This window comes from Mycobacterium sp. NTMscope_Eco_3 (genome assembly GCF_976985685.1).
The window spans coordinates 4186663-4208439 of the sequence record NZ_CDRJYZ010000001.1 but is presented as its reverse complement, the minus strand read 5'-3'; the positions used below and the strand labels follow the sequence as shown (position 1 = coordinate 4208439).

The window sequence follows — 21777 nt, the reverse complement described above, 5'->3', positions numbered from 1 at the left end:
GCGGCGCGCGGGCGCACGACTACAGTGGCGCAAGAACATACCTAAGCTAATTACCGCTTGGATCCGAGCGAGCCCCTAGACGGCAGGAAAAAGGAAGAGAAGCTATGACGACGACCGAAAACGCACTCACCCCCGAGGTTCGAAACGGCATCGATTTCAAGGTCGCCGATTTGTCGTTGGCGGATTACGGTCGCCGGGACATCGAGCTCTCGGAGCAGGAGATGCCGGGTCTGATGTCGCTGCGCCGCGAGTACCACGACGTCCAGCCGCTCAAGGGTGCGCGCATCTCCGGCTCGCTGCACATGACCGTGCAGACCGCGGTGCTGATCGAGACCCTCGTCGCGCTGGGCGCCGAGGTCCGCTGGGCGTCCTGCAACATCTTCTCCACCCAGGACCACGCCGCGGCCGCGGTGGTCGTCGGCCCGCACGGCACCCCGGAGGAGCCCAAGGGCGTCCCGGTGTACGCGTGGAAGGGCGAGACGCTCGAGGAGTACTGGTGGGCGGCCGAGCAGGTGCTGACCTGGCCCGACGAGCCCGCGAACATGATCCTCGACGACGGCGGCGACGCCACCATGCTCGTGCTGCGCGGGGCGCAGTACGAGAAGGCCGGCGTGGTGCCGCCCGACGAGGAAGACGACTCGACCGAGCACCGGGTGTTCTTGAACCTGCTGCGCAAGCGCTTCGAGACCGACAAGGACAAGTGGACCAAGATCGCCGCGTCGATCAAGGGCGTCTCCGAGGAGACCACCACCGGCGTGCTGCGGCTCTACCAGTTCGCCGCCGCCGGCGACCTGGCGTTCCCGGCGATCAACGTCAACGACTCGGTCACCAAATCCAAGTTCGACAACAAGTACGGCTGCCGGCACTCGCTGATCGACGGCATCAACCGCGGCACCGACGTGCTCATCGGCGGCAAGAAGGTCCTGATCTGCGGCTACGGCGACGTCGGTAAGGGTTCCGCCGAGTCCGTGGCCGGCCAGGGTGCGCGGGTGACCGTCACCGAGATCGACCCGATCAACGCCCTGCAGGCGCTGATGGAGGGCTTCGACGTCAAGCGGGTGGAGGACGTGATCGGCGAGGCCGACATCATCATCACGACCACCGGCAACAAGGACATCATCACCCTCGAGCACATGAAGGCGATGAAGGACAAGGCGATCCTGGGCAACATCGGCCACTTCGACAACGAGATCCAGATCGCCCGCCTGGAGAAGTCCGGCGCCACCAAGACCAACATCCGCCCGCAGGTCGACCTGTGGACCTTCCCGGACACCGGCAAGTCGATCATCGTGCTCTCCGAGGGCCGGCTGCTGAACCTCGGCAACGCCACCGGCCACCCCTCGTTCGTGATGAGCAACAGCTTCTCCAACCAGGTCATCGCGCAGATCGAGCTGTGGACCAAGAACGACGAGTACGACAACGAGGTCTACCGGCTGCCCAAGCACCTCGACGAGAAGGTGGCCCGCATCCACGTCGAGGCGCTCGGCGGCCAGCTGACCAAGCTGACCAAGGAACAGGCCGAGTACATCGGCGTCGACGTCGACGGCCCGTACAAGGCCGACCACTACCGCTACTGAGCCACCAGATCGCCGCCGAGCGTGACACCACAGTCACGCTCGGCGCCGACTGTGACTGTGGTGTCACGTTCGCGGCTCGATAGGCTCGCGCCGTGCTGATCGCGATCGAAGGCGTCGACGGCGCCGGCAAGCGGACGCTGACCGAAGGGTTGCTGTCCGCTTTCGAAGCGGCCGGGCGGTCGGTGGCCACGCTGGCCTTCCCGCGCTACGGGCAATCGGTGACGGCGGACATCGCGGCCGAGGCGCTACACGGCGAGCACGGGGACCTCGCGTCCTCGGTCTACGCGATGGCGACGCTGTTCGCGCTCGATCGCGCCGCGGCGGTCGAGCATCTCGAGGGGCTGCGCCGCGACCACGACGTGGTGATCATGGATCGCTACGTCGCCTCGAATGCGGCCTACACCGCCGCGCGCCTGCATCAGGACGCGGGCGGGCCGGCGGTGGCCTGGGTGCACGGCCTCGAATACCGGCGCCTGGGTCTGCCCGCGCCCGACTGGCAGGTGCTGCTGGCGGTGTCGGCCGAACTGGCCGGGGAGCGCGCGCGCAGCCGGGCCGCATCCGATCCGAGCCGCCCGCGCGACAGCTACGAACGCGACGACGGGCTGCAGCAACGTACCGGCGACGTCTACGCCGGGCTGGCCGCCGCGGGGTGGGGCGGCCCCTGGCGGGTGGTCGACAAGGACGTCGATCCGGGTGGTTTGGCCGCCAGTTTGATCGCCAGATAGCACAAATTTGTCACGATTCGGCCTTATCGGAGAAGAAACGCCCGTGTGGCGCCCCAGTTTTGTCCCGATCTGGTGACACCATGGACTCCATGAGGCAAAGGATTTTGGTCGTCGATGACGACGCTTCGCTAGCCGAGATGCTCACCATCGTGCTTCGTGGGGAGGGTTTCGACACCGCGGTCATCGGTGACGGCACCCAGGCCCTGACTGCGGTGCGCGAACTGCGCCCCGATTTGGTGTTGTTGGACCTGATGTTGCCCGGCATGAACGGCATCGACGTGTGCCGGGTGTTGCGCGCCGATTCGGGCGTGCCGATCGTGATGCTGACCGCCAAGACCGACACCGTCGACGTGGTCCTGGGCCTCGAGTCGGGCGCCGACGACTACATCATGAAGCCGTTCAAGCCCAAGGAGCTGGTGGCCCGCGTGCGGGCGCGGCTGCGGCGCAACGACGACGAGCCCGCCGAGATGCTGTCCATCGCCGACGTCGAGATCGACGTGCCGGCGCACAAGGTCACGCGCAACGGCGAGCAGATCTCGCTGACCCCGCTGGAGTTCGACCTGCTGGTGGCGTTGGCGCGCAAACCGCGGCAGGTGTTTACTCGTGATGTGCTGCTCGAACAGGTGTGGGGCTATCGTCACCCGGCGGATACGCGCCTGGTGAATGTGCACGTCCAGCGTCTGCGGGCCAAGGTCGAGAAAGACCCTGAGAACCCGACCGTGGTGTTGACCGTTCGAGGAGTGGGTTACAAGGCCGGACCTCCGTGACCCACGCACGTCTAGAGCGTCGTAAGGGAGAGCGCCGGCGGTGATTTGGGGCTCCCGGCGACGCACTCGGAGCCGCTGGGGGCGCTCCGGCCCCATGACTCGCGGCATGGGCGCGGTGAGTCGGGCCGTGGCAGTCGCCTGGCGCCGCTCGTTGCAGTTGCGGGTCGTCGCGCTGACGCTGGGGCTGTCGCTGGCGGTCATCCTGGCGCTCGGCTTCGTATTGACTTCTCAGGTCACCAATCGCGTGCTCGACGTCAAGGTCAAGGCCGCCATCGAGCAGATCGAGCGGGCGCGCACCACGGTCGGTGGGATCGTCAACGGCGAAGAGGCGCGCTCGCTGGACAGCAGCCTCCAGCTGGCCCGCAACACATTGACCTCCAAGACCGACCCGGCCTCCGGCGCGGGGATGGCCGGCGCGTTCGACGCGGTGCTGATGGTGCCGGGCGACGGCCCGCGCGCCGCGACCACGGCCGGACCCGTCGACCAGGTGCCCAATTCTCTGCGCGGCTTCGTCAAGGCCGGGCAGGCGTCCTACCAGTACGCGACCGTGCACACCGACGGATTCTCGGGCCCGGCGCTGATCGTCGGCACCCCGGCGTCCTCGCAGGTGGCCAATCTGGAGCTGTACCTGATCTTCCCGTTGAAGAACGAACAGGCCACCATCCAGCTGGTGCGCGGCACCATGATCACCGGGGGCGCGGTGCTGCTGGTGCTGCTGGCCGGGATCGCGCTGCTGGTGTCGCGCCAGGTGGTGGTGCCGGTGCGGTCGGCGTCGCGCATCGCCGAACGGTTCGCCGAGGGGCACCTGTCGGAGCGCATGCCGGTGCGCGGTGAGGACGACATGGCGCGGCTGGCGATGTCGTTCAACGACATGGCGGAAAGCCTGTCGCGTCAGATCACCCAGCTGGAGGAGTTCGGTAACCTGCAGCGCCGCTTCACTTCTGACGTGAGCCACGAGCTGCGCACCCCGCTGACCACGGTGCGCATGGCCGCCGACCTGATCTACGACCACAGCGCGGACCTCGACCCCACGCTGGCGCGCTCCACCGAGCTGATGGTCAACGAGCTGGACCGGTTCGAGTCGCTGCTCAACGACCTGCTGGAGATCTCCCGGCACGACGCCGGTGTCGCCGAGCTGTCCGTCGAGGCGGTCGACCTGCGTACCACCGTGCAGAACGCGCTGAGCAACGTCGGGCACCTGGCCGAGGACGCCGGCATCGAACTGAAGGTGGACCTGCCGACGCACGAGGTGATCGCCGAGGTCGACACCCGGCGGGTGGAGCGGATCCTGCGCAACCTGATCGCCAACGCCATCGACCACGCGGAGCACAAGCCGGTCAAGATCCGGATGGGCGCCGACGAGGACACGGTCGCCGTCACCGTCCGCGACTACGGGGTCGGGCTGCGGCCCGGTGAGGAGAAGCTGGTGTTCAGCCGGTTCTGGCGCGCGGATCCCTCGCGGGTCCGCCGGTCCGGCGGCACCGGGCTCGGCCTGGCGATCAGCATCGAGGACGCGCGGCTGCACCAGGGCCGGCTGGAGGCGTGGGGCGAACCGGGCGACGGCTCGTGCTTCCGGTTGACGCTCCCGCTGGTTCGCGGCCACAAGGTCACCACGAGCCCGCTGCCCATGAAGCCGATTCCGCAACCCCCGCCCACCGGCCCACAGCACGCGAAAGACCGCACGCGGCAACGAGAGCCGGCCGAGAGGACCCTGTGATGTGGCGGTTGTTGGGCCTGCTGATGCTGGCCATGCTGCTCGCCGGCTGTGCCGGGGTGCCCAGCTCGTCGGCGCCCCAAGCCATCGGCACCGTCGAGCGGCCGGCGCCGTCGAACCTGCCCAAGCCGACCCCGGGCATGGACCCCGACGTGCTGCTGCGCGAATTCCTCAAGGCCACAGCCGATCCGGCGAACCGGCACCTGGCCGCCCGCCAGTTCCTCACCCAGTCGGCGTCGAACTCGTGGGACGACGCCGGTAGCGCGTTGCTCATCGACCACGTCGTGTTCGTCGAAACCCGCGCGGCCGAACGTGTTTCGGCAACGATGCGGGCGGACATCCTGGGCTCGCTGTCCGACATGGGGGTGTTCGAAACCGCCGAGGGAGTGTTGCCCGACCCGGGGCCGATCGAATTGGTCAAGACCTCCGGCGGCTGGCGCATCGACCGCCTGCCCAACGGGGTCTTCCTGGACTGGCAGCAGTTTCAGGCGACGTACAAACGCAACACCCTCTACTTCGCCGACCCGACCGGCAAGACCGTGGTCCCCGATCCGCGTTATGTCGCGGTGCCCGACCACGATCAGTTGGCCACCGAACTGGTCTCCAAGGTGATCGGCGGGCCGCGGCCCGAGATGGCGCACACGGTCCGCAACCTGCTCGCGCCGCCGTTGCGGCTGCGCGGGCCGGTGACCCGGGCCGACGGCGGTAAGAACGGGATCGGCCGCGGGTACGGCGGTGCGCGCGTCGACCTGGAGAAGCTGTCCACCACGGATCCGCACAGCAGGCAATTGGTTGCGGCGCAGATCATTTGGACGCTGGCCCGGGCCGATATCCGGGGCCCGTACGTGATCAACGCCGACGGCGCGCCGCTGGACGACCGGTTCCGCGACGGGTGGACCACCTCCGATGTCGCCGCGACCGACCCCGGCGTGGCCGACGGCGCGGGCGCCGGGCTGCACGCCCTGGTGAACGGCTCATTGGTGTCGCTGGACGGGCAGCACACCTCGATGGTGCCCGGCGCGTTCGGTCGCATGGGGGATCAGACGGGGGCCGCGTTGTCGCGCAGCGGCCGGGAGGTGGCGTCCGTGGTGACGCTGCATCGCGGCGCCCCGGACATGGCGGCCTCCCTGTGGATCGGCGATCTGGGCGCCGAAGCGGTGCAGTCCGCCGACGGGCACAGCCTGTCGCGGCCCACCTGGTCGCTGGACGACGTGGTGTGGGTGGTGGTCGACGGCAACAACGTGCTGCGGGCGATTCAGGAGCCGGCGTCGGGGCAACCCGCGCGCATTCCGGTGGATTCGGTGGCGGTGGCCACCCGGTTCCCGGGGCCGATCACCGACCTGCAACTGTCCCGCGACAGCACGCGCGCCGCGATGGTGATCGGCGGCCAGGTGATCCTCGCCAGCGTCGAGCAGACCCAGGCCGGGCAGTACGCCCTGACGTATCCGCGGCGGCTGGGCTTCGGGTTGGGCAATTCGGTGGTGTCGCTGTCCTGGCGCACCGGCGACGACATCGTGGTGACCCGCACCGACGCCAACCATCCGGTCTCGTACGTCAACATCGACGGGGTGAATTCCGACGCGCCGGCCCGCGGCCTGCAGATGCCGGTGACGACCGTGGTGGCCAACCCGTCCACGGCCTACGTCGCGGGTCCCGAAGGGGTGCTTCAGTATTCGCCGTCCGCCGACGGTCAGCAGGGCTGGTTGGACGTGCCCGGGCTGACGGTTCCCGGCGCGGCGCCGGTGCTGCCGGGCTAGCGGGTCGCCGCCATCGGGCTAGCGCCGGCCCTGCTCATGTCGGCCCCGGCCGTCACACTGTCGCCATGCTCGACCTGTTCCTGCCTGCCGAATGCGGCGGCTGCGGCGCCCCGTCGACGCGCTGGTGCGACGCCTGCGCCACCGAGCTGGCCGTCAGGCCGGACGAGCCGCACGTGGTGAACCCGCGCATCGACGCGGGCGTCCCGGTGTTCGCGCTCGGCCGCTACGCCAACGCCCGCCGGCAGGCGATCCTGGCGCTCAAGGAACACGGCCGCGCCGATCTCGTCGCGCCGCTGGCGCGCGCACTGGCCCTCGGGGTGCACCGGCTGCTGTCGTGGGGGATCGTCGACACCCCACTGACCCTGGTGCCCGCACCGACCCGGCGTTCGGCCGCACGCCGGCGCGGCGGCGACCCGGTCACCCGGCTGGCCCGCGCCGCGGTGGCGCAGCATCCGGAGATCTCCGTCGCCCAGGCGTTGCGCATCAAGGCCTTGACCCGCGACTCGGTGGGGCTCGGCACGGCCGCGCGCGAACGCAACATCGCGGGCCGGGTCGTGCTGCGCGGCCGGCCGCCGCGCACCGACGTTATGGTCGTCGACGACATCGTCACCACCGGGGCGACGGCGCGCGAATCGGTGCGCGTGCTTCAGGCCGCCGGGGTCCATGTCGTCGCGGTGCTGGTGATCGCCGCCGCGTGAGACTGTGCGACAGCCATGAGGTTGTGAAGAACTCGCAACAGCTCGGCGAAATTAGTGGCATGGGTGGGCGAACACGAGCTAACGTCGGAATCAACATTCATTGACTCACTGGTCGGGATATTCCCAGGTTGAGGCCCACTTGCGGGAAGGGGTGAGTAATCGACACCTTGCACCGGCGGGCAGCCTGCGGCGGTAGCCAGTCTCGAACCGCTCTCACCTCGTCGGCGCATCAAGTCAGCCGGGCACGCAACGCGCGTGCGACGTGTAAAGAGAAACGAGTTGTCACGTATGTCAAGGCTATCCGTGGATTCCGGTCAGATTCTGGACCAACCCTCTTCCATCGCCGATGGGCAAGCCCAACCGACAACCACCGCCGACGTTGTGTTCAAAGGCCGCAACGTAGAAATCCCCGATCATTACCGTCTGTACGTCTCGCAAAAACTCGCCCGCCTCGAGCGGTTCGATCGCTCCATCTACCTTTTCGATGTCGAGCTCAAGCACGCTCCCAACCGGCGGCAGCGCAAATCCTGTCAACGCGTGGAGATCACCGCCCGCGGCCGCGGCCCGGTGAGCCGGGCGGAGGCGTGCGCCAACAGTTTCTACGCCGCGTTCGAGTCCGCGGTCGACAAGCTGGAGAGCCGGCTGCGCCGCGTCAAGGACCGCCGCAAGGTCCATTACGGCGACAAGACGCCGGTGTCGCTGGCCGCCGCCACCGCGGTGCCACCGCCCGAACCGGCACGCGGCGCGCCCGAGGCGCCGGCCGATCACGACGGTGTGGAGTCGGACCACGAGCCCGGGCGGATCGTGCGGACCAAGGAGCATCCGGCCACGCCGATGACGGTGGACGACGCGCTCTACGAGATGGAGCTCGTCGGGCACGACTTCTTCTTGTTCCACGACAAGCACACCGAGCGGCCGTGCGTCGTCTACCGGCGCCACGCCTATGACTATGGGCTGATCCGCCTGGGCTGATCCCCTCACCCCGCCGAACGTCGACTTATTGCGAGATTTCACGCAGATTGACGCAAGAAGTCGACGTTCGGCGCCCAAAGAGCGACGTCACCTAGGATGGGTGTCGCCAAAGACTCCGATCCGGCCCGGTGACGACGCAGAGCGCGTAGCGCGATGACGAGGAGCCGGGCGATCAAACCGTAGAGGACATAGCTGTGCTGTCGAAGTTGCTGCGCCTTGGCGAAGGTCGCATGCTCAAGCGTCTCAAGCGGGTGGCTGACTACGTCAACACCTTGTCCGACGAGATCGAGAAGCTGACCGACGCCGAGTTGCGGGCCAAGACCGACGAGTTCAAGAAGCGGCACGCCGACGGCGAGAGCCTCGACGACCTGCTGCCCGAGGCGTTCGCGGTGGCCCGGGAGGCGGCCTGGCGGGTGCTCGACCAGCGCCCCTTCGACGTGCAGGTGATGGGCGCGGCGGCGCTGCACTTCGGCAACGTCGCCGAGATGAAGACCGGTGAGGGCAAGACGCTGACCTCGGTGCTGCCGGCCTACCTCAACGGCATCGGCGGCAAGGGCGTGCACGTCGTCACCGTCAACGACTACCTGGCCAAACGTGACAGCGAGTGGATGGGCCGCGTGCATCGCTTCCTCGGCCTGGACGTCGGCGTGATCCTCGCCCAGATGACACCCGACGAGCGCCGCGTGGCCTACAACGCCGACATCACTTACGGCACCAACAACGAGTTCGGGTTCGACTACCTGCGCGACAACATGGCGCATTCGCTCGACGACCTGGTCCAGCGCGGGCACAACTTCGCCATCGTCGACGAGGTCGACTCCATCCTGATCGACGAGGCCCGCACCCCGCTGATCATCTCCGGCCCCGCCGACGGCGCCTCCAACTGGTACCTCGAGTTCGCCCGGCTGGCGCCACTGATGGAAAAGGACACCCACTACGAGGTGGACCTGCGCAAGCGCACCGTCGGCGTGCACGAGCTCGGCGTGGAGTTCGTCGAGGACCAGCTCGGCATCGACAACCTCTACGAGGCCGCGAATTCGCCGCTGGTCAGCTACCTCAACAACGCGCTGAAGGCCAAGGAGCTGTTCAACCGCGACAAGGACTACATCGTGCGCGACGGCGAGGTCCTCATCGTCGACGAGTTCACCGGCCGCGTGCTCTACGGCCGCCGCTACAACGAGGGCATGCACCAGGCGATCGAGGCCAAGGAGCACGTCGAGATCAAGGCCGAGAACCAGACGCTGGCCACCATCACGCTGCAGAACTACTTCCGGCTCTACGACAAGCTCGCCGGCATGACCGGTACCGCCCAGACCGAGGCGGCCGAGCTGCACGAGATCTACAAGCTCGGCGTGGTGCCCATCCCCACCAACAAGCCGATGGTCCGCGCCGACCAGTCCGACCTGATCTACAAGACCGAAGAGGCCAAGTACATCGCGGTCGTCGACGACGTCGTCGAGCGCTACGAAAAGGGCCAACCGGTGCTGATCGGTACCACCAGCGTCGAGCGCTCCGAATACCTGTCGCGGCAGTTCCAAAAGCGCCGCGTCCCGCACAACGTGCTCAACGCCAAGTTCCACGAGCAGGAGGCGACCATCATCGCGGTCGCCGGCCGGCGCGGCGGCGTCACGGTGGCCACCAACATGGCCGGTCGAGGCACCGACATCGTGCTGGGCGGTAACGTCGACTTCCTCACCGACCTGCGCCTGCGTGAGCGCGGCCTCGACCCGGTGGAGACACCCGACGAGTACGAAGCCGCGTGGCACGAGGAACTGCCCAAGGTCAAGGAGGAGGCCTCCAAAGAGGCCGAAGAGGTGATCGAGGCCGGCGGTCTGTACGTGCTGGGCACCGAACGGCACGAGTCGCGGCGCATCGACAACCAGCTGCGCGGCCGCTCCGGCCGCCAGGGCGACCCGGGCGAGTCGCGCTTTTACCTGTCCCTGGGCGACGAGCTCATGCGCCGCTTCAACGGCGCCGCGCTCGAGGCGATGCTCAACCGGCTGAACCTGCCCGACGACGTGCCCATCGAGGCCAAGATGGTCACCCGCGCGATCAAGAGCGCCCAGACCCAGGTGGAGCAGCAGAACTTCGAGGTCCGCAAGAACGTCCTTAAATACGACGAGGTGATGAACCAGCAGCGCAAGGTGATCTACGCCGAGCGCCGCCGCATCCTGGAGGGCGAGAACCTCAAGGAGCAGGCGCTGGACATGGTCCGCGACGTCGTCACCGCCTACGTCGACGGCGCGACCACCGAGGGCTACGCCGAGGATTGGGACCTGGAAGCGCTGTGGACGGCGCTCAAGACGCTGTACCCGGTCGGCATCGACCACGAGCCGCTGACCCACCATGACGCCGACTCCGAGCGCGACGACCTCACCCGTGAGGAGCTGCTCGAGGCGTTGCTCAAGGACGCCGAAAACGCATATGCCGCAAGGGAAGCCGAGCTCGAGGAGATCGCGGGCGAGGGCGCGATGCGGCAGCTGGAGCGCAACGTGCTGCTCAACGTGATCGACCGTAAGTGGCGCGAGCACCTCTACGAGATGGACTACCTCAAGGAGGGCATCGGGCTGCGCGCGATGGCGCAGCGCGATCCGCTGGTCGAATACCAGCGCGAGGGCTACGACATGTTCATGGCCATGCTCGACGGCATGAAAGAGGAGTCCGTCGGCTTCCTGTTCAACGTCACGGTCGAGGCGGTGCCCTCCCCGCAGGTCGCCCCCGTCCAGGCGCCCGAAGGCCTGGAGGAATTCGCCACCGCCGCGGCCGGACAGCAGGGCGGCGCCACGACGACGGCCGTGCGCGAAGAGGCCCCAAGTACGTTGCGCGCCAAGGGGATTGACAACCAGGCGCCCGCGCTCACCTATTCCGGCCCGTCGGAGGACGGTTCGGCGCAGGTGCAGCGCAACGGCGGCGATTCCAAGGCGCCGGCCGGGGTTCCCGGGGGCGCCAGCCGGCGCGAGCGCCGCGCGGCGGCGCGGCAACAGGGACGCGGCGCCAAGCCACCCAAATCGGTGAAGCGGCGCTAGCGGCCCACCGTCCGCGCGAGTGCGCGGCTGGTCGCACACTCGGCACCGAGCGTGCGACAGGCCGCACATTGGTGGCCGAAATGAGGCATCCGCCCCATGCGCGGGGGCGACGTTCGCGTGGACCATCCCGGCATGACCACAGCGCGCACCCCGCTCGACGCCGCCACGGCCGTCCTGCACCACCCCGTCCTGCCCGCGGGAAGTGACGAACGCTTCGTCGGTTTCGGCGTCATGGGTCTTCCCTTCGCCAGCGGGCATTACCTGGCGTTGCGGCAATTCCCGGCGACGTCGTTCTCGCCCGGCTATCGGTCGGTGTGGCACCGCGACCCCGACGATGCCTGGACCTTTTACGCGACGACGCCGGGTCCACAGAGCTGCGCCCGCTTCTTCTCCGCGGCGACCCGCCACGACGCCGTCCAGTGCGACATCGACGTCGCCTGGGTCACGCCGTGGTCGTTGTTCGTCGAAATCCCGGGCCTGCTGGCCTGGCAGATCGATCTCCACGCCACATGGTCGACGCGGCTGATGAGCACGATCGGCGAGCGGTTGCCGACGTGGGCGTGGACCAATCGGGCGGTCCTGGCCGTCCTCGGTCGAGTCGCCGGGCCGACGCTGCGGGCCGGGCGGATCCGGCTCGCCGGAACCGTGCCCAACGGCCAGCGATTCATGATCGCGCCCGCGCGGGTGTGGACGGTGAGGCACTCGCGGGCGATCTTGCGCGAGGTGGACCTCGGACCGGTCGGGCCGCTGCACCCGCAGGCGAGGCTGGCCGGCTTCCGGCCGCCGCAACGCGGCGTGTTCGCGGTGGGCTCCGGGCACTTCGACACCTTCGACCCGGGCCGGCATCAGGCCGTGCGGCGCACCGTCCCAATCGGGTGACCGGCAGCGGTTAGCTGGGCACAATGAGGCTCATGTCAGAGCCCGAACTACCGACGCGGGCGGAGTTGCTGGCGGCGTTGTCGGTGGCGATCGATCTCGGCCTCGGCCAGCCCGCCGAGCACATGCTCCGGGCGGCGCTCATCGCGACCAGGCTCGCGGACCGACTCGGGCTGGCGGCAGAACAGCGCGACTGCGCCTACTACACCACCCTGATCATGTGGATCGGCTGCCACGCGGACTCCCACGAATACGCGCGATGGTTCGGCGACGACATCGCCGTGCGCCATGACTCCTACCTGGTCGACTGGTCCGGGTTTCCCTACCTGCGTTTCCTGGTGAGCAACGTCGGTCGCGGCCAGCCGCTCGCGCATCGAATGGCCGTGATGGCAACGCTATTCGCCGACGCGCGCGGTCACATCTCCCGGTTGATCCACTCGCACTGCGCGTCGGCGGCCCTGCTGGCCGATCGCATCGGCCTGGGCTCCGACGTGCAGGCCGCGCTCGCGTTCGCCTTCGAGCGTTACGACGGCGGCGGCCTGCCCGCGGGCGCCCGGGGCGAGGCCATCCCGATCCAGATGCGCATCGCGCAACTCGCCGATATGGTCGAGGTGCACCACCGCACCTACGGCGTCGCCGGCGCCGCGGCCATGGTGCGGGGCCGGCGCGGCGGGCAGTTCGATCCCCGGGTCGCCGACGCGTTCCTGCGCGACGCCGAGGCGATCCTGGCCGGGCCGCCGGCCGGCGACGCGTGGGCGGCGGCGCTGGGCGAGGCGCCCGATCGCCATCAGCGACTTGACGATTCGTCGCTGGACGCGTTGCTCGTCGCGCTGGGTGACTTCGTCGACCTGAAATGCCCGTTCACCCTTGGGCATTCGCGCGCGGTGGCCCGGCTCGCGGGCGAAGCGGCGCTGGCCGCCGGGCTGATGCCGACGCGGTGACCCTGACCCGGCGCGCGGGCCACGTCCATGACCTCGGCCGCATCGGGGTGTCGAATCAGATCTGGTCCCGGCCGGGACCGTTGAGCGCATCGGAATTCGAGCGGGTACGGCTGCATCCGTACCTGACGGTACGGATCCTCAACCAGGTCCCCGGGGTGCGGCAGCTGGCCGAGGTCGCGGGCAATCACCACGAATGCCTCAACGGCTCGGGGTATCCGCGCGGGCTGGCCGGGCCCGCGCTGCACATGCCGGACCGCATCCTGCCGCCGCCGTCCGTTACCAGTCCGCCTGCGAGCCAAGGCCGTACCGGGAAGCGATGCCGGCCGAGGCGGCGGCCCGCCGGCTGCGCGGGCGCGCGCAGGCCGGTGAACTCGAACCGGTCGCCGTCGAGGCGGTGTTGCACGCGGCCGGCCAACCCGCGCAACGGCCGACCCCGCGGCCGGATGGCCTGACCCCCAGGGAAATCGAGGTGCTGCGCCTGGTTGCGAGGGGTGCCTCCAACAAGGAGATCGCGGCATCGTTGGTGATCAGCGAGAAGACGGCCCGCAACCACGTCGAGCGAACGTACGCCAAGATCGGCGTATCGAACCGCATCGGCGCCAGCATGTACGCGCTGCGGCACGGCCTGGTGACCACGGCGCCCAGCTAACCCGGACGACGGCCGGAAACGTGCCGGGCGCGGCCGAAAATGAGGCATCCGCCCCATGTTCAAACGCGCCGGCGAGGCGCACAATCAGCGAATGAAGCGATTCTTGATAGTCGGTTACGGCGCCGCCGCTTACCTGCTCTTTCTCGCCGCATTCCTGTACCTCGTGGCCTTCCTGGGAAACTTCTGGGTGCCGCGAACCGTCGATCACGGGATCTCGTCGCCCGCCGGTCAGGCCGTGCTGATCAACATCGTGCTGCTCGCCGTGTTCGCCGTCCAGCACAGCGTCATGGCGCGGCCGTCGTTCAAGACGTGGTGGACGCGGTTGGTGCCGTCGCCGATCGAGCGCAGCACCTATGTGGTGCTGTCGAGCGTCGTGCTGGTGCTGCTCTACTGGCAATGGCGGACGATGCCGGCCGTCGTCTGGGACGTGCGGCTGCCGGCCGGGCGCCTGGTGCTGTGGACGTTGTTCTGGCTCGGCTGGGCGATCGCGCTGGCCGCGACGTTCATGGTCAGCCACTTCGACCTGTTCGGCCTTCGCCAGGTGTACCTGGCGTGGCGCGGAAAACCCTACACGCACATAGGTTTTCACGCCCGGATGCTGTACCGGCTGGTGCGCCACCCGCTCATGCTCGGTTTCGTCATCGTCTTCTGGGCGGTCCCTACCATGACGGCCGGGCACCTGCTGTTCTCGGTCGCCATGACGGGCTACATCCTGGTCGCCACCCATCTGGAAGAGCACGACCTGGTGGAGGCGCTCGGTGAGCAGTATCGCGACTACCGTCGCCGGGTGCCGATGCTGTTGCCGCTGGGACACCGGCCGCGCCGCGATCCCGCCCAACCGGCGGAGCTGCATTAGCGCTCGGGCAAGCGTCGCGGTCCGCTGACGGCGGGCCGCGCGACCTGTCAGGATTGACGGCATGGATGTCAAGGAGGTGTTGCTGCCCGGGGTCGGTCTTCGTTACGAGTTCACCGATCGCAACGGCGACCGCATCGGCATCATCGCGCGGCGCAGCGGCGATTTCGACGTCGTCGTCTATACCCGTGAGGATCCGGACGAGGCCCGGCCGCTGCTCCACCTCAACGACCAGGAGGCCGAGGCCGTGGCCCAGATCCTGGGGGCGCCCCGGATCGCCGAGCGGTTCACCGAGCTGGCCCGCGAGATACCCGGGCTCGAGACCGGGCAGGTGCACATCCTGGCGGGCAGCCCGTTCGTGGACCACCCGCTGGGAGACACCCGCGCCCGCACCCGCACCGGGGCGTCCATCGTCGCCATCGTGCGCAACGAGGAAGTGCTGGCCTCGCCGGGCCCCGCGGAGATGCTGCATGTCCGGGACGTTCTGATCGTGATCGGCACCGAAGACGGCATCGCCGGCGTCGAGCAAATCATCGACAAAGGTTGAGCCGGTGCAAATCTCGGGGACGCTGTTGCTACAACTCGGCGCCCTCCTGGCCACGCTGGCCGTATTGGGCGCCGCCGCACGCCGATTCGCGTTGTCGCCCATCCCGGTGTACCTGCTGGCGGGCCTGGCCCTGGGCAATGGCGGGATCCTGCCGATGGCCGCCGGCGGGGAGTTCATCACCACCAGCGCGCCCATCGGCGTCGTGCTGCTGCTGCTCACCCTGGGCTGCGAGTTCTCGGCGGCCGAATTCTCCAGCAGCATGCGCCATCACCTGCCGTCCGCGGCCGTCGATGTCGTCTTGAACGCCGCGCCCGGCGCGATCGCCGGCTGGCTGCTGGGACTGGATGGCGTGGCCATCCTGTGCCTGGCCGGCGTCACCTACATCTCCTCGTCGGGCGTCATCGCACGGCTGCTGGAGGATCTGCAGCGGCTCGGTAACCGGGAAACACCGGCGGTGCTCTCGGTGCTGGTGCTCGAAGACTTCGCGATGGCCGCCTACCTGCCGCTGTTCGCCGTCCTGGCGTCGGGCGGCGGGTGGCTGCGCGCCGTCGGCGGCATGGTGGTGGCGGTGGGCGCCCTGATGGCGGCGTTCGCCGCCTCCTACCGCTGGGGCCACCACGTGGACCGGCTGGTCGAACACCCCGACTCCGAACAGCTGATGCTGCGGGTGCTGGGCATCACGCTGATCGTGGCGGCGGTGGCCGAGTCGCTGCACGCCTCGGCCGCCGTGGGCGCATTCCTGGTGGGCCTGACGCTGACCGGGGAAACCGCCGAGCGGGCCCGCCAGGTGCTGGGGCCGTTGCGCGATCTGTTCGCCGCCATCTTCTTCCTGGCGATCGGCTACTCGGTGGACCCGCAGGAGCTGATCCCCATGCTTCCCGCGGCACTGATCCTGGCCGCGGTGACCGCGGCGACCAAGGTGGCGACCGGGATGTTCGCCGCCCGGCACGACGGGGTGGCGCGGCGCGGTCAACTGCGCGCGGGCACCGCGCTGATCGCGCGCGGCGAATTCTCGTTGATCATCATCGGATTGGCCGGCAAGTCGCTGCCCGCCGTCGCCGCGCTGGCGACGTCCTACGTTTTCGTCATGGCGATCATGGGGCCGGTGCTGACCCGCTATACCGGCGGTCCGCGGACGGCCGCCGCGGCGAGGTGACCGGCGCGGTCACCCGATGTGCAGGGCGACCACCATCCATCGGACCCCGCTCGCCAGGCTCACCTGCTCCACCCGGCAGGCGATGGCGTGGATGCGGTTCCCGCGGCTGTAGGAGCCGAAGACCTCGGCCGCCGTGTCCGGGTCCCGGTGGCCCGCCGGCTGTAATCGCAGGCGGCGCAACACCGCGGCACCCGCGTGACCGTGCGCCTGCCCGGCGGCCGAACGCCCTACCGCGACAACCGAATCCACCAGGCTGGGCGCCAGCAACGGATTCAGCTGGGCGGCCGGGCGGCGCCGGTCGATGACCTCCAGCACGCGCCGCAGCGCGGCGTCGGCGAAGCTCGCCGCCTGGCGCATCCGCGCGGACATGACCGTGGCCGAATCCGGCGCCGGCGCTCTGCTGGGTTGCCCGGTGTAGGGCCGGGGCGCAGGGTGTGCGCTGCGGCGGCGTAACGGGGCCCGCGAGGCCGGCCGGCACGGCGGGACGGCACGCGGCACGTCCCGGGTTTCCGGCTCGTAATCGACGACGGGCATGACGGTGAAGGCGCCAGGCGGATTCGCAACGGGGCTACTGTTCAACGCGCACTCTCCAACTCTTCGGCCGGACCGGAAGCCTGCTGGAGAGGGGCAGACAGTGGTCATCATTACATAACTCTGCGATCGCGCGTCCCCATCCCGACGCGCGCCCCGGGGCGGGCGATTACGGTGGGCGAGACATCGCTTGAGGCGACAGGCGATGAATCGACGAGGAGGACTGCGCCGAATGGTGACCCGGTTGTCCCCGCCGGACGCGTCGTTCTATCGGCTGGAAAACACCGCCACGCCCATGTACGTCGGATCGCTGGCCATCCTGCGCCGTCCGCGTGCCGGGCTGAGCTACGAGACGCTGCTGGGCACCGTCGAGCAGCGGCTGCCCCAGATTCCGCGCTACCGGCAGAAGGTCCGGGAGGTGCCGGTCGGCACGGTCCGGCCGGTGTGGATCGACGACAACGACTTCGACATCACCTATCACGTGCGACGCTCGGCGCTGCCCTCACCGGGCAGCGACGGCCAGCTGCACGAGCTGATCGCGCGGCTGGCCGCGCGGCCGCTGGACAAGACGCGGCCGCTCTGGGAGATGTACCTGGTCGAGGGCCTGTCCAAGAACCGGCTCGCCCTCTACACCAAGTCGCATCAAGCGCTGATCAACGGGATGGCGGCGCTGGAGATCAACCACGTCATCAGCGACCGGACCAAGCGCCCACCCCCGGCCCCCGAAGACATCTGGATCCCGGAGCGCGACCCGGGCAACACCCGGCTGGTGCTGGGCGCGATCGGTGAGTGGCTGGTCGGTCCGAGCGCGCAGCTGCAGGCCGTCGGGTCCGCGATCGGCGGCCTGGTGACCAACTACGGCGAGCTCGTCGGCGCCGGCCGCCGGGCGTTCGATTTCGTGCGCAACCTGGCCCGCGGCGACGCGCCCAGCAGCCCGCTCAATGCCACCGTTTCGCGTCATCGCCGGTTCACCGTCGCCACCGGCAACCTCGACGACTACCGCGCCGTGCGGGCCCGCTACGACTGCGACGTCAACGACGTGGTGCTCGCGGTGATCGCCGGCGCGCTGGGCAACTGGCTGATGTCGCGTGGGGTGGCGGTGTCGCCGACCGCGACGGTGCGGGCGATGGCGCCGCTGTCGGTGTACGACGACGGCGACCTCGACGCGAGCGGCCCCGGCCAGGCGATCAGCCAGGTCATGCCGTTCCTCGTCGACCTGCCGGTGGGGGAGCCGAACGCCGTGGTGCGGCTCTCGCAGATCGCGCACGCCACCGAGTCCAACCCGACGGCGGCCCAACTGGTGGACGCCAGGACCATCGTCACGCTGTCGGGATTCGCCCCGCCCACGCTGCACGCCATGGGAATCCGCGTCGCGACCAGTTTCCCGAGCTTCTCCAAGCGCACGTTCAACCTCCTGATCACCAACGCGCCCGGCGCCCAGTCGCAGATGTACGTCGCCGGCACCAAGTTGCTGGAGACCTACACGGTGCCGCCGCTGCTGCAGAACCAGGCGCTGGCGATCGGCGTGACCTCGTACAACGGCATGCTCTACTACGGAATCAACGCCGACCGCGAGGCCATGAGCGACGTCGACCTGCTGCCGGGACTGCTGGGCCAGGCGCTCGAGGAGCTGCTGGAGGCGTCACGGTCCTAGTCGGCGGTGAAAACCCCTGCGTGCGGCTATCATTCGTTGCTGTGAAGCCAGCCGCGCCCACGATTTCCGACGCCTCCGCGCCGAGCTAGCCGCACATGACGGTCGTCTACATCCCCGCCACGCTGGCCATGCTGCAGCGGCTCGTCGCCGACGGCTCGGTGCGGCCGGTCAACGGCACGGCGTTCGCGCTGACGCCGAAGTTGCGCGAGGCCTACGCCGAGGGCGACGACGACGAGCTCGCCGACGTGGCGCTGCGCGAGGCGGCGCTGGCGTCGCTGCGCCTGCTGGCCGGCGACGCGCCTTCGGAATCCCTGCCGCCGCGCCGCGCGGTTGTGGCCGCCGACGTCGACTTCGACGCATCCGGGGTCACCTACCGTCCCGACCTCGACGACGCCGTGGTCAGGCTGCCCGGCGCGGTCGCGATCGAGGACGTGATCGCCGCGTACGTCGACAATGCCGGCGCCGAAGAGGCGGTGGCCAGGGCCATCGAGGCCGTCGACGCCGCTGACCTGGGCGATGAGGACGCCGACCTGATCGTCGGCGACGCGCAAGACCACGATCTGGCCTGGTACGCAAACCAGGAACTGCCGTTCTTGCTCGAGCTGATGTGAGGCATTCGAGACGGCAGCGCTAGCTACGACACCGTAGGTTACGGTACCGTAGGTTTCGTGAAGCGCACAGAATCGACCACAATGTGAGCGTAAGCAAAGCGCCACGTCGTGAGCAGGAGCTTCCTCTGGGCAAACGGAACCCGTCGATCACGGGCAACGTCGTCGACACCAAGCGACCCGTGGTCGCCGGCGCCGACCGGCACCCCGGCTGGCATGCCCTGCGCAAGCTCGCCGCGCGCATCACGACGCCGCTGCTGCCCGACGACTATCTGCACCTGGCCAATCCGCTCTGGTCGGCGCGCGAACTGCGAGGACGGGTCCTGCAGGTGCGCCGCGAGACGGAGGACTCCGCGACCCTGGTCATCAAGCCGGGCTGGGGCTTCAACTTCGACTACCAGCCGGGCCAGTACATCGGCATCGGACTGCTGATGGACGGCCGCTGGCGCTGGCGGTCGTACTCGCTCACGTCGACCCCGGCGCCGACGCCCGCGCGCTCCGGTTCGGCGCGCACCGTGACCATCACGGTCAAGGCGATGCCGGAGGGGTTCCTCTCGTCGCACCTGGTGGCCGGTGTTGAGCCGGGCACCGTCGTCCGGTTGGCCGCGCCGCAGGGCAACTTCGTTTTGCCCGATCCCGCGCCGCCGTCGATCCTGTTCCTCACCGCCGGCTCCGGGATCACGCCCGTGATGTCGATGTTGCGAACCCTGGTGCGCCGCAACCAAATCGGTGACATCGCCCACCTGCATTCGGCGCCCACCGAGTCCCACGTGATGTTTCGCGGCGAGCTGGCCGCGCTGCAGGCCGACCACCCGGGCTATCGGTTGCAGCTGCGCGAGACGCGTACCCAGGGCCGGCTCGACCTGTCCGTGCTGGACGCCGACGTACCGGATTGGCGCGAGCGCCAGACCTGGGCCTGCGGGCCGGAGGGCCTGCTCACCGCGGCGGAACGCCTATGGTCGGCCGCGGGCGTCGCCGAGCGTTTGCATCTCGAGCGGTTCGCGGTGTCCAAGGCCGCACCCGCCGGCGCCGGCGGAACGGTCACCTTCGCGCAAAGCGGACGCGCCGTCACGGCCGACGCGGCGACGTCGTTGATGGATGCGGGGGAGAGCGCCGGGGTGCAGATGCCCTTCGGGTGCCGCATGGGTATCTGCCAGTCGTGCGTGGTCAGCCTGGTGGAGGGGCACGTCCGCGACCTGCGGACCGGCCAGGAGCACGACCCGGGGACCCGGGTGCAGACCTGTGTGTCGGCCGCGTCCGGCGATTGCGTGCTCGACATTTAAAGGCTACTCACAGGTAACCTACGGCTTCGTAGGTTACGATAGCGTAGGTCTCGTACCGAACAAACGACCGCAGGGAGAAGAAGACGATGGCGATCACCGACGTCGACGTATTCGCCCATCTGACGGACGCCGATATCGAAAACCTGGCCGTGGAGCTCGATGCCATCCGCCAGGACGTGGAAGACTCGCGCGGCGAGCGGGACGCCCGCTACATCCGCCGCACCATCGCGGCCCAGCGCGCGCTCGAGGTAACCGGCCGGCTGCTGCTGGCCGCCAGCTCGCGGCGCTCGGCCTGGTGGGCGGGGACGGCGACCCTGGGCGTGGCCAAGATCGTCGAGAACATGGAGATCGGCCACAACGTCATGCACGGCCAGTGGGACTGGATGAACGACCCGGAGATTCACTCCTCGACGTGGGAGTGGGACATGAGCGGGTCGTCCAAGCACTGGCGCTACACCCACAACTTCGTGCACCACAAGTACACCAACATCCTCGGGATGGACGACGACGTCGGCTACGGCCTGCTGCGCGTCACCCGCGACCAGCGCTGGAAGCGCTTCAACGTCTTCAACCTGGTCTACAACACCTTGCTGGCCCTCCTCTTCGAGTGGGGCGTCGGCCTGCAGCACGTGGAGCTCGGCAAGATCGCCAAGCGCCGCATGGACAACGACGAAGCCCGGCAGCGGGTCGACGAATTCCTGGCCAAGGCCGGGCGGCAGGTGTTCAAGGACTACGTGGCGTTCCCCGCGCTGACCTCGTTGTCACCCGGAGCCACCTACATGTCCACGCTGAAGGCCAACGCGCTCGCCAACGTGATTCGCAACGTGTGGGCCAACGCGGTGATCTTCTGCGGCCATTTCCCCGACGGCGCAGAGAAATTCACCAAGACGGACATGATCGGCGAGACCAAGGGGCAGTGGTATCTGCGACAGATGCTGGGCAGCGCCAACTTCGAGGCCGGCCCGGCGCTGAGGTTCATGAGCGGCAACCTGTGCCACCAGATCGAGCACCACCTATACCCCGATCTGCCGAGCAACCGGCTGCACGAGATCTCGGTGCGGGTGCGCCAGGTCTGCGACAAGTACGACTTGCCTTACACCACAGGGTCTTTCCTGCTCCAGTACGCGAAGACGTGGCGCACGCTGGCCAAGCTGTCGCTGCCGAACAAGTACTTGCGCGACGACGCCGACAACGCCCCGGAGACCCGCAGCGAGCGGATGTTCGCCGAACTCGAGCCGGGTTTCCTGGGTACCGATCCGGCCACCGGCCGCCGCCGCGGGCTCAAGTCCGCGATCGCCGCCGTGCGCGGTTGGCGGCGCGGGAAGCGGGCGGTCGCAGCGGCGCGTCTTGACGACGGCCTGGCCGCTTAGGGCTCTCTGCCCGACGGACTCGCCTAGGGCAACGCCGAACGTGTACTCGCTGCTCGTGTTTCGCTGATTTCCC

Annotated in this window: 17 protein-coding genes and 1 pseudogene; 17 read left to right on the top strand and 1 reads right to left on the bottom strand. The window is 68.9% G+C overall.

Annotated elements, in window-relative coordinates:
* Positions 1–104: 104 nt before the first annotated feature.
* The 13 genes and pseudogenes from ahcY to AC0KTM_RS19295 all read left to right on the top strand — a co-directional run bounded on the left by ahcY (position 105) and on the right by AC0KTM_RS19295 (position 16258).
* A complete protein-coding gene (gene ahcY / locus AC0KTM_RS19355; protein WP_225328958.1) occupies positions 105–1577 on the top strand; it encodes an adenosylhomocysteinase in 1473 nt (490 codons plus the stop codon).
* A gap of 92 nt (positions 1578–1669) precedes the next feature.
* Positions 1670–2302: a dTMP kinase gene (locus AC0KTM_RS19350; protein WP_225328957.1), complete on the top strand. Its 633-nt coding sequence runs from the start codon at positions 1670–1672 to the stop codon at positions 2300–2302.
* Positions 2303–2382: 80 nt separating this feature from the next.
* Positions 2383–3069 carry a two-component system response regulator MtrA gene (mtrA, locus tag AC0KTM_RS19345; protein ID WP_007168097.1) on the top strand — a complete coding sequence of 229 codons (687 nt, stop codon included), beginning with the start codon at positions 2383–2385 and terminating at the stop codon, positions 3067–3069.
* A 40-nt stretch (positions 3070–3109) separates the two neighbouring features.
* Complete coding sequence (gene mtrB / locus AC0KTM_RS19340) at positions 3110–4786, top strand: MtrAB system histidine kinase MtrB (protein ID WP_225328956.1); 1677 nt, start codon at positions 3110–3112, stop codon at positions 4784–4786.
* A complete protein-coding gene (lpqB, locus tag AC0KTM_RS19335; RefSeq protein WP_225328955.1) occupies positions 4786–6540 on the top strand; it encodes an MtrAB system accessory lipoprotein LpqB in 1755 nt (584 codons plus the stop codon). Before mtrB ends, lpqB begins: the two co-directional genes overlap by 1 nt.
* Before the next feature lie 65 nt (positions 6541–6605).
* Entirely contained in the window at positions 6606–7238 is a 633-nt protein-coding gene (locus AC0KTM_RS19330; RefSeq protein ID WP_472416442.1) for a ComF family protein, read from the top strand.
* 303 nt (positions 7239–7541) lie between these two features.
* A complete protein-coding gene (hpf, locus tag AC0KTM_RS19325) occupies positions 7542–8210 on the top strand; it encodes a ribosome hibernation-promoting factor, HPF/YfiA family (RefSeq protein ID WP_225328985.1) in 669 nt (222 codons plus the stop codon).
* Positions 8211–8404: 194 nt separating this feature from the next.
* Positions 8405–11236, top strand: coding sequence for a preprotein translocase subunit SecA (gene secA / locus AC0KTM_RS19320; RefSeq protein WP_225328953.1), 2832 nt, complete (start codon positions 8405–8407; stop codon positions 11234–11236).
* Between the two features lie 132 nt (positions 11237–11368).
* Positions 11369–12115 carry a hypothetical protein gene (locus tag AC0KTM_RS19315; protein WP_472416440.1) on the top strand — a complete coding sequence of 249 codons (747 nt, stop codon included), beginning with the start codon at positions 11369–11371 and terminating at the stop codon, positions 12113–12115.
* Between the two features lie 32 nt (positions 12116–12147).
* Positions 12148–13702: pseudogene (locus AC0KTM_RS19310) on the top strand (HD domain-containing phosphohydrolase).
* 91 nt (positions 13703–13793) lie between these two features.
* Positions 13794–14558 carry a methanethiol S-methyltransferase gene (gene mddA, locus AC0KTM_RS19305; RefSeq protein ID WP_238956681.1) on the top strand — a complete coding sequence of 255 codons (765 nt, stop codon included), beginning with the start codon at positions 13794–13796 and terminating at the stop codon, positions 14556–14558.
* Positions 14559–14619: 61 nt separating this feature from the next.
* Complete coding sequence (locus tag AC0KTM_RS19300) at positions 14620–15102, top strand: cation:proton antiporter regulatory subunit (protein WP_225328951.1); 483 nt, start codon at positions 14620–14622, stop codon at positions 15100–15102.
* Positions 15103–15106: 4 nt separating this feature from the next.
* Positions 15107–16258: a cation:proton antiporter gene (locus tag AC0KTM_RS19295; RefSeq protein WP_225328950.1), complete on the top strand. Its 1152-nt coding sequence runs from the start codon at positions 15107–15109 to the stop codon at positions 16256–16258.
* A 9-nt stretch (positions 16259–16267) separates the two neighbouring features.
* On the opposite strand, the gene AC0KTM_RS19290 is transcribed toward AC0KTM_RS19295, so the two are convergent.
* Positions 16268–16792, bottom strand: coding sequence for an Rv3235 family protein (locus AC0KTM_RS19290; RefSeq protein ID WP_225328949.1), 525 nt, complete (start codon positions 16790–16792; stop codon positions 16268–16270).
* A 229-nt stretch (positions 16793–17021) separates the two neighbouring features.
* Here AC0KTM_RS19290 and AC0KTM_RS19285 point away from each other — a divergent pair, with 229 nt between their 5' ends.
* The 4 genes from AC0KTM_RS19285 to AC0KTM_RS19270 all read left to right on the top strand — a co-directional run bounded on the left by AC0KTM_RS19285 (position 17022) and on the right by AC0KTM_RS19270 (position 21704).
* The gene (locus AC0KTM_RS19285; RefSeq protein ID WP_225328948.1) at positions 17022–18443 is read left to right on the top strand and encodes a WS/DGAT/MGAT family O-acyltransferase; all 1422 of its coding nucleotides are present in this window, start codon (positions 17022–17024) and stop codon (positions 18441–18443) included.
* 95 nt (positions 18444–18538) lie between these two features.
* Positions 18539–19054, top strand: a complete 516-nt coding sequence (locus AC0KTM_RS19280; RefSeq protein ID WP_238956680.1) for a DUF6912 family protein — start codon at positions 18539–18541, stop codon at positions 19052–19054.
* Positions 19055–19179: 125 nt separating this feature from the next.
* Entirely contained in the window at positions 19180–20334 is a 1155-nt protein-coding gene (locus tag AC0KTM_RS19275) for a ferredoxin reductase (RefSeq protein WP_238957367.1), read from the top strand.
* 86 nt (positions 20335–20420) lie between these two features.
* Positions 20421–21704: a fatty acid desaturase family protein gene (locus AC0KTM_RS19270; protein ID WP_238956679.1), complete on the top strand. Its 1284-nt coding sequence runs from the start codon at positions 20421–20423 to the stop codon at positions 21702–21704.
* Positions 21705–21777 lie beyond the last annotated feature (73 nt).